Origin of the sequence: Pseudomonas azadiae, assembly GCF_019145355.1 — a bacterium.
Classification (GTDB): Bacteria; Pseudomonadota; Gammaproteobacteria; order Pseudomonadales; family Pseudomonadaceae; genus Aquipseudomonas; species Aquipseudomonas azadiae.
In genome coordinates this window covers 1,775,191-1,785,942 of record NZ_JAHSTY010000002.1, presented here as the reverse complement: position 1 = coordinate 1,785,942, position 10,752 = coordinate 1,775,191, and the positions used below count along the sequence as shown (strand labels likewise).

Here is a 10,752-nt window from a genome sequence, read left to right as displayed (position 1 = left end):
CTTGAGTCGTATCCCTTAACCGCGTGGAGTCGCGCTACTGGCCAGTTTGGGCGCGGCTTTTTGCGGCGCGACCTGTTCCAGGTTGCTCGCTTCCAGCGCTTGTCGTTGTTGGGCCAAGGCGGCGAGGGTTTCCTGGCTGGCCATCGGGATGGTTTCCGGAGCGACCGGAGAGCCGGGACGCGCACGCTGCAGGCCCTTGACGATCACGGTGTCGTCCTTGGTCAGGCCGCTGCGCACGATGCGCAACCCTTCGATCTTCGGCCCCAGTTCCACCGAGCGATAGGCCGGCTTGTCACCGTCCATCACCAGCACGAATTTCTTGCCCAGGTCGGTGCCGACGGCTTCATCGTTGATCAGCACGGCGGAGTAGGTGCCGCTGCCGACCAGCTTCAGGCGTGCATACAGGCCTGGGGTGTATTCGCCCTTGCTGTTGTCGAACACGGCGCGACCCCGGATGGTGCCGGTGGCCGGGTTGACCTGGTTGTCGATGAAGTTCATCTGGCCCAGGTGCGGGTTGCCGCTTTCATTCGACAGGCCCAGGTACACCGGTGTGGTTGCGCCGCGACGGCCCTGGCGGGCCAGTTCGGTGTACTTGAGGAACACGCGCTCATCGGCGTCGAAGTAGGCGTAGACCTTGTCGGTGGACACCACGCTGGTCAGGGCGGTGACATCGGCGGTCACCAGGTTGCCGGCGGTGATTTCGGCACGGCTGACGCGGCCGCTGATCGGCGAGGTCACGCGGGTGAAGCTCAGGTTGAGCTTGGCCAGGTCCAGTTGCGCCTGGATCCCGGCGACGGCGGCGCGGGCTTCCTGGGCGGCGGTGGTGCGCGAGTCGGCCAGTTCGGCGGAAATCGCATTACTCTGGCGCAGGCGTTCGCCACGTTGCGCTTCGTTATCGCTGCGGCTGGCGGCGGCCTTGGTTTGGGCAAGCTGGGCTTCAAGGCGGCGCACTTCGGCCTGGAACGGACGCGGGTCGATCTGGAACAGCAGGTCGCCTTTCTTGACCAAAGCGCCTTCGGTAAAAGCGACTTGGTCAATCTGGCCGGAAACCCGTGGACGAATCTGTACGGTCTCCGGGGCTTCCAGGCGACCGGTGAACTCATCCCACTCGTTGACCGGTTGCTCCAGCACCTTGGCCACGCTGACCTTGGGCGCCGGCATGGCGGCCGCCTGGTCCGGGGCCTTGCCGCATGCGCTCATCACCGCCACGGCCAGAATCGCCAGGGGTAAGCGCAAATAGTTGAATGACTGTTCCATGAGGTGCATCCGCCAATGTATTTGAGATGGGCGGATCATGCGCGGCGATGTGCTATGTCACGAATCGAATGAAGCAAAGGTAACTATCATTCGGAATGATATAAGCGCGAGATTAGCCCTCTAGGATGGGGGTTTCGTTAGGGGGCTATCAATGGGCGTGATAACAAAGGACTGTTATCGGTTGCGCAACAGTGGTGCGTTTCTCACTTATGCAATATCGCCTGGTGAATATCCTGCAACGCCATGATGCGCTGGGCGGCATTGAGCTTGATGGCTTCCTTGGGCATGCCGAACACCACGCAACTGGCCTCGTCCTGGGCCACCGTGGCCGCACCGGCATCGAGCATTTCCTTGAGGCCCCGGGCGCCGTCGTCGCCCATGCCGGTCATAATGATGCCGGTGGCGTTCTTGCCGGCAAACTTGGCCACCGAGCGAAACAGCACATCCACCGAGGGGCGGTGGCGGTTGACCAGCGGCCCGTCGATGACCTGCGCGTGATAAAAGGCACCACTTCGCGTCACCATCAAGTGCTTGCCACCGGGAGCGATCAGCGCCAGGCCGGGGAGTATGCGGTCGTTGTTGCGGGCCTCGCGCACCTCGATCTGGCACACACTGTTGAGGCGTTCGGCAAAGGACGCGGTGAACTTCTCCGGCATGTGCTGCACGATCACCATGCCCGGGCATACCCTTGGCAGCGCGGTCAGCACCGCTTCCAGCGCCTGGGTGCCGCCGGTGGAGGTGCCGATGGCGACAATACGTTCGGTGGTCTGGGCCATGGCCTGGCCGTTGGCGGCGGGCAGAATCGCATCGGCGCTGAGCTTGCCCGCGGGTGCGGCTGCGGGCGTCGGTCGCGCCGTGCGCTTGCCCAGGTTCTTGACATTGGAATGGGCCGCGGCGCGGATCGCCGCGACCAGCTCGGCCGCCGACTCGATCAGGAAGTTCTTCAACCCGGTGGTGGGCTTGGTGATGATTTCCACCGCGCCGGCCGACAGCGCTTGCAGCGAGGTCTCCGCGCCTTTCTGGGTCAGTGAGGAGCAGATCACCACCGGTGTCGGCCGCTCACTCATGATTTTGCGCAGAAAGGTGATGCCGTCCATGCGCGGCATTTCCACATCCAGCACGATCACGTCCGGCCACTCGCGGGCGAGTTTGTCCATCGCGAAAATCGGGTCGGAAGCCGCGCCCATCACGTGAATGTCCGGCGTGTCGTTGAAGATCGCCAGCAGCACCTGGCGCACCACGGCCGAGTCATCGACCAGCAATACACTGATTTTTTTCGAAGGCATTGTTTTCAAGTAGTCCCATTGGTTGATGCCGGACCCAGACGTTGCCGTTCCACAGGTCGAACACAATAGCGCGATAGCCGGTGCTGCCCATGTCCTGGGCCGCCAGGTGCAAATGGTGGTGCTCGGCCAGGGCCAGCGCTGCGCGGATATTCAAGCTGGCCACATTCTGGTGCTGCTCCGCGGGGAACATTTGGCCACCGCCGAACGCCTTCACTTGGTACTCCTGCGCTCGCGTGCCATGCACGCGCGCGTGCCGAAGCAGTAATTCCAGCGCTTCGTCGCCGTATTTGCCATCCAGCGGTTGATTGTTGCGCAAGCGCGCCGGCAGCATGAAATGGCACATGCCGCCGATCAGCCGTTGCGGATGCCAGAACGTGAACGCCACGCAGGAGCCGAGCAAGGTGCGCAGGCGCGTCGGCCGCGTGGCAAAACTGACCTGGCCTGGCGCCAACACCACTTCGGCCGCACCGAGGGGCTTTTTCATGGCTTGTGGTAGATCGACGGCGCCACCAGCTTCAAGGTGTCATTGACCCCGTTGAGGCTTTCCGAGTGACTGATGATGAAATAGCCGCCGGGCTTGAGCAGCGGCAACAAACGTGCGACCACCTGGCGCTTGGTCTGCTGGTCGAAATAGATCATGACGTTACGCAGGAAGATCACATCGAACTCGCCGAGCGCCGGCAGCGGCTCGTTCAGGTTGACTTGCACAAAGTTGACGCGGTTGCGCAAGGCCTTGTCGATCAGGAAGGTGCCTTCCTGGCGGCCGATCCCCTTGAGGCAGTACTTGGTCAGCAGCGGCTGGGGCAGGGTGCCGGTACGCTCCATGGAGTAATGCCCGTTGCGCGCCTTGGCCAGCACCTGGGTGCTGATGTCCGAGCCGATCACTTCCCAGGGCGTGGTACCCAGGCTCTCGGCCAGGGTCATCGCCAGGCTGTAGGGTTCTTCGCCCGAGGAGCTGGCCGCGCTCCAGACGCGAAACACCTTGCCCGGCGCGGCCTTGGGCAATACCTGCTGACGCAGGAAATCGAAGTGCTTGGGCTCGCGGAAAAAGTAGGTCTCGTTGGTGGTCAGCAGGTCCAGCGCGACTTGCAGTTCTCCCGTGCGCTGATCGCTCATGATCAGCTTGAAATAGTCCCCATAGCTGTCCAGCTCATAGTGCTTGAGGCGCTTGGACAGCCGCCCGGCCACCAGGGCTTTCTTGGCCGGCGACAGGTTGATGCCTGCCGCGCGGTACAACCAGGATTGGAATTGACCGAATTCACGGTCATCAAGTGCGGCGGCGTCTGACATGGTCGGGCCTCAACGTGGGTCGAGGTCGAGCGTCGGCGCCTGGGCGCTTTCGGCCAGGCTGGACATCTCATCGATAGACAGCACTTTGTCCACCTCCAGCACAATCACGAACTTGCCTTCGACCTTGGCCATCCCACCGATGAAGTCGGCGCGGATCCGCGCGCCAAAGCTGGGCGGGGGCTCGATCTGCGCCGCCGGGATCTCCTGTACCGCCGAAACCGTGTCCACCAACAACCCGATGTCCTGGGGCCGACTGTCTTCGGTGCTCGCTTCGATAATGATCACGCAGGAGCGCCGGGTAATCGGCGAGTTCGCCCGGCCGAAACGCGCCGAGAGGTCCACCACCGGCACCACGGCGCCGCGCAGGTTGATCACGCCGCGCACGAACGCGGGCATCATCGGCACCACGGTCAGGCTGCCGTATTCGATAATTTCCTTGATGCCCAGAATACCGATGGCGAACATCTCGCCCCCGAGCATGAAGGTCAGGTATTGCGCATCCTCATCGGCCGCCATCGCGGTATGCCGGGTAGTCATCAGTGCACCCATGTCATTCTCCCTGTAAGCCCGCAGTGATGGTTGCCATCAGAAACGGGTGAATTCCGATTCGTCCGGTGCGCTGGCCATGTTGTAGGCAAACGCCTTGCGCGGTGCCTGCGGTGCCGGGCGCGGTGGCTGGCGGTTTGGCTTGCTGCCCGGGTTCTCCCCGTTGTGGCTGTTAGCAACAGCCCTGGGGGCCGAATCAAGCACGAAGAAACTCATCGCTTGTTGCAGCTGTTCGGCCTGGCTGCTCATTTCTTCGGCGGTGGCGGCCAGCTCCTCGCTGCTGGAGGCGTTCTGCTGGGTCACCTGGTTGAGTTGGGTCATGGCCGTGTTGATCTGCGCGACACCCGCGGCCTGTTCCTCGGACGCGGCGCTGATTTCCTGCACCAGGTCGGACGTCTTGTTGATGGAGGGCACCATTTCGTCGAGCAACTTGCCGGCTTTCTCCGCCATGTCCACGCTGCTGGACGACAATTCGCCGATTTCCTGGGCGGCGACCTGGCTGCGCTCCGCCAGTTTGCGCACTTCGGCGGCCACCACGGCGAAGCCCTTGCCGTGCTCGCCGGCCCGTGCCGCCTCGATGGCGGCGTTGAGCGCCAGCAGGTTGGTCTGGTAGGCAATGTCATCGATGATGCTGATGCGCTGGGCGATTTTCTTCATCGCCACCACGGTCTGCTGCACCGACTCGCCGCCGTCGGTGGCTTCCTTGGCGGCCTTGCTGGCCATGCCATCGGTGACCTTGGCGTTCTCGGTGTTCTGGTTGATGCTGGCGCTCATCTGTTCCACCGACGCGCTGGTTTCCTCGACGCTGGCGGCCTGCTCACTGGTGGCCTGGCTCATTGACTGCGCGGTGGCGCTGACTTGCTCCGAGGCGCTGGCCAGGTTGTCGGCGGCGTTGCGCACTTCGCCAATGATCAGCGCGAGTTTGCCGACCATATTGCGCATGGCATTGAGCACCATGCCGGTTTCGTCCTTCGAGCCTGGCGCGATAGGGGTGTTGAGGTTACCTTCGGCCAACTGCTCGGCGGCGCTCGCGGCCAGTCGCAGCGGGCGGGAAATGATCCGCGCAATGAACAGCGCCAGGCCCAGGCCGATCAGCAGCGCGGCGCCCAGTACCACGATGATCAACAGGCGTGAGCTTTCATACAGCGCCGAACCCTTGTCGCCGGCCACGGTGGCGCCTGCGTCGTTGAGTTCGACCATTTTTTGCAGACGGCTGGTCAACTCATCGAAGTGCACCTTGGAGTCGCCGCGCAGCACGGCGCGCGCCTGGGCTTCCTGATTTTGTCGGGACAGCTCGAACAGTTGCTGGCTGGACGCCAGGTAAGCGCTCCAGGTGCTCTTCACGCTGGCCAGGAGCTGGCGGTCTTCGTCGTTCGAGATCAATTGCTCGTAGGTGCCCAGCCGGGTTTCGAACTGCTGGCGAGCCTCGACGGCTTCGCGCTCGGCCTGGGCTTTTTCCTCGGCGACTTCGGTGCCGATGTTGCGGTTTTCCTTCAAGCGATAGTTGGCGGCAAAAAAACGCATGCCGGCCGCCGCACGCATCGAAGGCATCCAATTGCCCCTGATGTCCTGCGCCGCGTGGTTGACGGCGCCAAGCTGGAGGATGGCGAACACGCCCATGATCGCCGTCAGCGCCAGGACCACCAGGAATGAGCTGATCAGCTTGGTGGAAATTTTAAGATCGTAGAACCATTTCATCAGGGAACCTCCATGGAAAAGCAAATACGTCAGCGAACGACGACCGGGGGCGATTGAGGCGCCTGGGGCGTGCGGGCTTCTTGTTGTACGATTTGATTGAGCAGTGCCGGTATGTCCAGGATCAGCGCTACCGCGCCGCTGCCCAGGATGGTCGAGCCGCTGATGCCGCGCAGCGCGCCGAACAGCTTGCCCAAGGGTTTGATCACGGTCTGGAACTCGCCGAGCAGGTCATCCACCACCAACCCGGCCTTGTGCTCGGCATAACGCACCACCACCACATTCTGGCGGCGGGCCGCCAGGCCTTCGTGGCTGAAGTGGTCGCGCAGGTCCACCAGTGGCAATACCTCGCCGCGCAGGTCCAGGTAGCCCTGGTTGCGGCTGGATTGGCGCTGGCGTTCATCCAGTTCGATGCATTCCTGGACCATGTCCAGCGGAATCACGTAGGTGGACTGGTCGATGCCGACCAGGAAGCCATTGATGATCGCCAGGGTCAGCGGCAGGCGGATGCGTATCACCGTGCCCTGGCCCGGGCGGCTGTCGAGGTCGACGGTGCCGCGCAGCAGGGTAATGTTGCGCTTGACCACATCCATGCCGACGCCGCGCCCCGAGAGGTTGGTCACCGCCTCGGCCGTGGAGAAACCGGCTTCGAAAATCAGGTTGTAGATTTCCTGGTCGGTGAGCACCGCACCGCTGGCGACCAGCCCGCGTTCCTGGGCTTTTTCCAGGATGCGCTCGCGGTTGAGCCCGGCGCCGTCATCGGCGATTTCGATCACGATGCTGCCGGAGTCGTGGTAGGCATTCAGGCTCAGGTGCCCCTTGGCCGACTTGCCGGCGGCCAGCCGTGCGTCGGCGTTTTCGATGCCGTGGTCCATGGCATTGCGCAGCAGGTGCATCAGCGGGTCGCCGATTTTCTCCACCACGGTTTTGTCCAGTTCGGTTTCCGCGCCGCTGATGATCAGGTCGATGTCCTTGCCCAGTTCCTGGCTGACATCGCGCACCACGCGGCGAAAGCGGTTGAACGTGTCGCCGATGGGGATCATGCGCAGGTGCAGCGCGCCATCGAGGATCTCTTCCACCAGCCCCGATACGGTGGAGGTGGCTTCTTGCAGTGGGTCGTTGTTGCAGGACCGCGCCAGCAGGCTCGCACCGGCGCTGGCGATCACCAGCTCACCGACCAGGTTGATCAGCTCATCGAGCTTGTCGGCATTGACCCTCACGTAGTTGCCGTCCCGAGACTTTTCACTGGTCGCTGCCACGCGTTGCGGCGCGGGTGGGGCGTATTCGGCGTGGGTGACCAGCTCGGTTACGGGGCTGGCAGTGCTGTCGTCGGGTTCGTCGACGGCGCTGATGATGACTTCACAGTCGTCACGCACAAAGTCGAACACTTCGTTAAGGGTGGCGTGGCTGGCGGTCGAGCGCAGGTCGATCTCGAACCCCAGGTAGCAGCTTTCCGGGTCCCAGCTGTCCACGGCAGGAATGCCGTCGGTCAGGGTGGTGACCTGCAACAGCGTGCCGAGGGTGTCGAGGTAGCGCAGGAAGGACAGCGGGTCCATGCCGTTGCGGAAGACGTCGACGCCAAAGCGCAGGGAAATATGCCAAAGCACTTCGGTTGCCGTGTCGTCATCCACCACAGCGATTTCGACGCCGGCGGGGGCCGAGTGTATCGGCTGATAGGCACTCAGCGCCTCGCGCAACGCCTCACCGCGCTCCAACGCGGCCGGTGTCAGCGGCTCACCGCGGCTGGCCACCACTTCAATCAGTTCAAGCATGTGGTCGCCGCACTTGAGCAGCAACGCGATCAGGGCGGCGTCCACCGCCACACTGCCGTCGCGCAGGCGGTCGAGCACGTCTTCGACGATATGGGTAAAGCCCACGATCGGCGCCAGGCCGAACAGCCCGGCGGAGCCCTTGATGGTGTGCGCGGCGCGGAATATCGCGCCGATGGCATCTTCATCGCCGGGCTCGCTCTCCAGTTGCAGCAGGGATTGCTCCATGGCCTGCAGCAGTTCGCGCGCCTCGACGATGAAGGTCTGCTGTGCCTGATCGAGATTGATGCTCACATGGACCTTCCTTGTCGATCGTTGAACGGGGCTGTGACGCGGGCTAAAAGGCGCCGTTGCGACACAATTGCAAAGCTTGCGCGACCGCCTGGCTCTGGCCGGCCAGGCTCAGGGCCGTGCCGGTCTGGCCCGCTTCGCGCTGGATGACTGCCAGCAGTTGCAGGCCGGCGCCGTCCATTTCGGTGACCTGGGACAGGTCCAGTTGCAGACGCGGCGCCGCGCCGATGTGCGGCAGCAGCGCGGCGGCCAGCTCAGCCACCGTATAGATCGTCAGTTCGCCGTCGATGCCGACGCAGGCGGTGCCGTCGAGTGTTTCGCGGGTGATCGGCATGGGAAACTCCTTGGCCGCAATCAGGGCAGGATCAGCTTGGACACCGCCGCCAGCATCTGCGCCGGCTGGAAGGGCTTGACCACCCAGGCCTTGGCACCGGCGGCCTGGCCTTCGGCTTTCTTCGATTCCTGGGACTCGGTGGTCAGCATGATGATCGGGGTGAACTTGTAGTTGGCGAGCTTCTTCACCTCTTTGACGAAGGTGATGCCGTCCATGTTCGGCATGTTCACGTCGCTGATGATCAGGTGCACCTTCTGCCCGGTGAGCTTGTTGAGGGCGTCCCTGCCGTCGCTGGCCTCGATCACGTCGTAACCGGCGCTTTTCAAGGCAATGCCGACCACTTGCCGAACGCTGCTGGAGTCGTCGACCACTAATACACTCTTCGCCATGATGGCTCCCTAAAAGAAAGTGATGTCTTGAGAATTCGGTTGCGCGGCCGCTTGGCCATGGTGGGTGCGGCGCTGCTCATCGGTGGCGTAGGTGGACTCCATGCGGGCCAGCCACTGCCGCGCATCGATGGTCACCGGCGCATCCGGTGACTGGCTGGCCTGCTGCAGGTGTTCATGCAGGGCGTGCATGTTGTCGCGCACGTGACTGAGGATCTGGCTGACGCGGTCCTGGAATTGCAGATTGACCAGCACTTCGGTCATCTCGTCGCGAATCCCGTAGCTTTCCTGCTTGAGCAGGTCGGCGGAGTCGGCCAGGTGGCCGGTGATGTTCTGAAAACGCTCGAGTACCCGCTGGATGCTTTGCTCGGAGGCGGCAACGGAATGGCTGTCCTGGTCGGCGCTGCTGGAAGCCGCCTGCACCAGTTGGGTAATCGCGTTATTGATGATGTCGACCTTGGCCGACATCTGCTGGCCGGTCTCGCTGGACTTGCTCGACAGGCTGCGCACCGCATCGGCTACCACCGCAAACCCGCGACCGGCTTCACCGGCCCGCGCCGCCTCGATGGCCGCATTCAAGGCGAGCAAGTTGGTTTGTGCCGCGATGGCCGCCACATCGGCGGCCATGGTGCGCAGCTCGCCGGTATAGGCGGTCAGGCCGCGCACTTGGGACAGGGTCTGGTCACGGCTCGATTGCGTGGCCTTGAGGGAGTCGATCACCTGGCTCAACTCGCTGTCGCTGCGGGCCAACACCTTGAGCGCGCCGTCGGCCGCCTGGCCATCCAGCTCGCCGGCGGCTTGCTGAGAAGCCTGCACGGTGTCCTGCAGCCGCGCGGAAATCCCGGTGAAGCGGTTGGCCAGGCTCACAATGGCGTCTTCGGTCAGTTGGCGCGAGCTTTCCACGTGCTTGGCCCAGATCGGCATGGCGCCGAGCAACACTTCATTAAGCTGTGCCCGTGAATCCAGGCTGTGTTGCCTGGCCTGGGCAATCGAGGGGTCTTCCAGCACCAGGGCGTGCAGCACCGCCTGACGTTGGGCCCGTGTATTCAAGGCGCATGCCCCGAGGCCGACCAGCACCAGCAGCACGCAGACGGCGAGATTGGCGGGGCTGGCGGATTGCACGAGTATCCACGCCACGGCGGGGACGACCGGGAGTAAAGCGAACCAGAGAAAGCGCGGAGGGGCGGAAAGGGCGGTACGGCTGGATTGACTCGGCGTCATGAGTTCGGTCCCTGAACGATGTTGCGGATATAAACAACATAAGAGTTATCCGCTTCATTCGCCGCAACTTTAGACCTGCCTATGTGCCTTCCGTCTGGTTTATGACGGCTACGTGACTTTCACTCGCCGTTTCAACCCGTGCCGGTTTACCGATGAAGGTGCGAAACACGTAATCCCACAGCGGTGACGAGACGCCGAAGTTTTTTTCGATGCCTTGGCGGTGATGCAGGTCGTGATTGGCAACCAGCCCCGGAATGTACCGATACGCCCAATGCTCGGGACGGTGCATCACGTAATGCACCGAGATGTAATAGAAGTAGCCGGTGACCGCACCGATAAACACCGAGGTCAGTCCGGTGTACCAGGCCAGCAGCAGCAATGCGGCAAAGGTGGAGCTGGTTTTCCAGCTCGACACCCCGATGTAGGCCAGTACGTCAATGTGATGGGTCCAGTGCTCGCGGCGGTACAACGAGTGGAACAGAAAACGGTGCGCCGAATACTCCACCAGCGTCCAGGCCAAGAGGCCGGCGAGCAGTTGCCAGGGGGCAAGGGGTGCCAGCCAGAGCGCTAGGCCGATGAACAAGGGAATGGTGAAGAAATCCAGGTAGTACGCGGCCGACGACATCAGCCATTTGTTCGAAGCCGCCATGTGCGGGTCTTCCTTGAGGAGCAATCGA

General features: G+C 62.9%; 11 protein-coding genes. All 11 read right to left on the bottom strand.

Annotated features, from left to right (window positions below; all coding sequences use genetic code 11):
- Positions 1–15: 15 nt before the first annotated feature.
- Positions 16–1,257: a multidrug efflux RND transporter periplasmic adaptor subunit MexE gene (mexE, locus tag KVG91_RS24515; protein WP_169376010.1), complete on the bottom strand. Its 1,242-nt coding sequence runs from the start codon at positions 1,255–1,257 to the stop codon at positions 16–18.
- Positions 1,258–1,460: 203 nt separating this feature from the next.
- Complete coding sequence (locus KVG91_RS24510) at positions 1,461–2,543, bottom strand: protein-glutamate methylesterase/protein-glutamine glutaminase (protein ID WP_169376009.1); 1,083 nt, start codon at positions 2,541–2,543, stop codon at positions 1,461–1,463.
- The gene (gene cheD / locus KVG91_RS24505; protein WP_169376008.1) at positions 2,506–3,027 is read right to left on the bottom strand and encodes a chemoreceptor glutamine deamidase CheD; all 522 of its coding nucleotides are present in this window, start codon (positions 3,025–3,027) and stop codon (positions 2,506–2,508) included. Before cheD ends, KVG91_RS24510 begins: the two co-directional genes overlap by 38 nt.
- On the bottom strand, positions 3,024–3,833 hold the full coding sequence (locus KVG91_RS24500; protein WP_169376007.1) for a CheR family methyltransferase: 810 nt from the start codon (positions 3,831–3,833) through the stop codon (positions 3,024–3,026). Before KVG91_RS24500 ends, cheD begins: the two co-directional genes overlap by 4 nt.
- Before the next feature lie 9 nt (positions 3,834–3,842).
- Positions 3,843–4,382 (bottom strand): chemotaxis protein CheW, encoded by a 540-nt coding sequence (locus KVG91_RS24495; protein ID WP_169376006.1) that lies wholly within the window; start codon positions 4,380–4,382, stop codon positions 3,843–3,845.
- Between the two features lie 36 nt (positions 4,383–4,418).
- Positions 4,419–6,077: a methyl-accepting chemotaxis protein gene (locus tag KVG91_RS24490; protein ID WP_169376005.1), complete on the bottom strand. Its 1,659-nt coding sequence runs from the start codon at positions 6,075–6,077 to the stop codon at positions 4,419–4,421.
- Between the two features lie 29 nt (positions 6,078–6,106).
- A complete protein-coding gene (locus KVG91_RS24485) occupies positions 6,107–8,137 on the bottom strand; it encodes a chemotaxis protein CheA (protein ID WP_169376004.1) in 2,031 nt (676 codons plus the stop codon).
- Between the two features lie 43 nt (positions 8,138–8,180).
- On the bottom strand, positions 8,181–8,468 hold the full coding sequence (locus KVG91_RS24480) for an STAS domain-containing protein (protein ID WP_169376003.1): 288 nt from the start codon (positions 8,466–8,468) through the stop codon (positions 8,181–8,183).
- Between the two features lie 20 nt (positions 8,469–8,488).
- On the bottom strand, positions 8,489–8,857 hold the full coding sequence (locus KVG91_RS24475; protein ID WP_169376002.1) for a response regulator: 369 nt from the start codon (positions 8,855–8,857) through the stop codon (positions 8,489–8,491).
- 9 nt (positions 8,858–8,866) lie between these two features.
- Positions 8,867–9,778, bottom strand: a complete 912-nt coding sequence (locus tag KVG91_RS24470; protein ID WP_404822464.1) for a methyl-accepting chemotaxis protein — start codon at positions 9,776–9,778, stop codon at positions 8,867–8,869.
- A 376-nt stretch (positions 9,779–10,154) separates the two neighbouring features.
- Positions 10,155–10,724, bottom strand: a complete 570-nt coding sequence (locus KVG91_RS24465) for a sterol desaturase family protein (protein ID WP_169376000.1) — start codon at positions 10,722–10,724, stop codon at positions 10,155–10,157.
- Positions 10,725–10,752 lie beyond the last annotated feature (28 nt).

Coding starts and splice junctions, on each gene's coding strand:
- KVG91_RS24470 (WP_404822464.1), bottom strand. CDS start 9,778: ATGCCGATCTGGGCCAAGCACGTGGAAAGCTCGCGCCAACTGACCGAA.
- cheD (WP_169376008.1), bottom strand. CDS start 3,027: ATGAAAAAGCCCCTCGGTGCGGCCGAAGTGGTGTTGGCGCCAGGCCAG.
- KVG91_RS24490 (WP_169376005.1), bottom strand. CDS start 6,077: ATGAAATGGTTCTACGATCTTAAAATTTCCACCAAGCTGATCAGCTCA.
- KVG91_RS24495 (WP_169376006.1), bottom strand. CDS start 4,382: ATGGGTGCACTGATGACTACCCGGCATACCGCGATGGCGGCCGATGAG.
- KVG91_RS24480 (WP_169376003.1), bottom strand. CDS start 8,468: ATGCCGATCACCCGCGAAACACTCGACGGCACCGCCTGCGTCGGCATC.
- KVG91_RS24465 (WP_169376000.1), bottom strand. CDS start 10,724: ATGGCGGCTTCGAACAAATGGCTGATGTCGTCGGCCGCGTACTACCTG.
- KVG91_RS24510 (WP_169376009.1), bottom strand. CDS start 2,543: ATGCCTTCGAAAAAAATCAGTGTATTGCTGGTCGATGACTCGGCCGTG.
- KVG91_RS24500 (WP_169376007.1), bottom strand. CDS start 3,833: ATGTCAGACGCCGCCGCACTTGATGACCGTGAATTCGGTCAATTCCAA.
- KVG91_RS24475 (WP_169376002.1), bottom strand. CDS start 8,857: ATGGCGAAGAGTGTATTAGTGGTCGACGACTCCAGCAGCGTTCGGCAA.
- mexE (WP_169376010.1), bottom strand. CDS start 1,257: ATGGAACAGTCATTCAACTATTTGCGCTTACCCCTGGCGATTCTGGCC.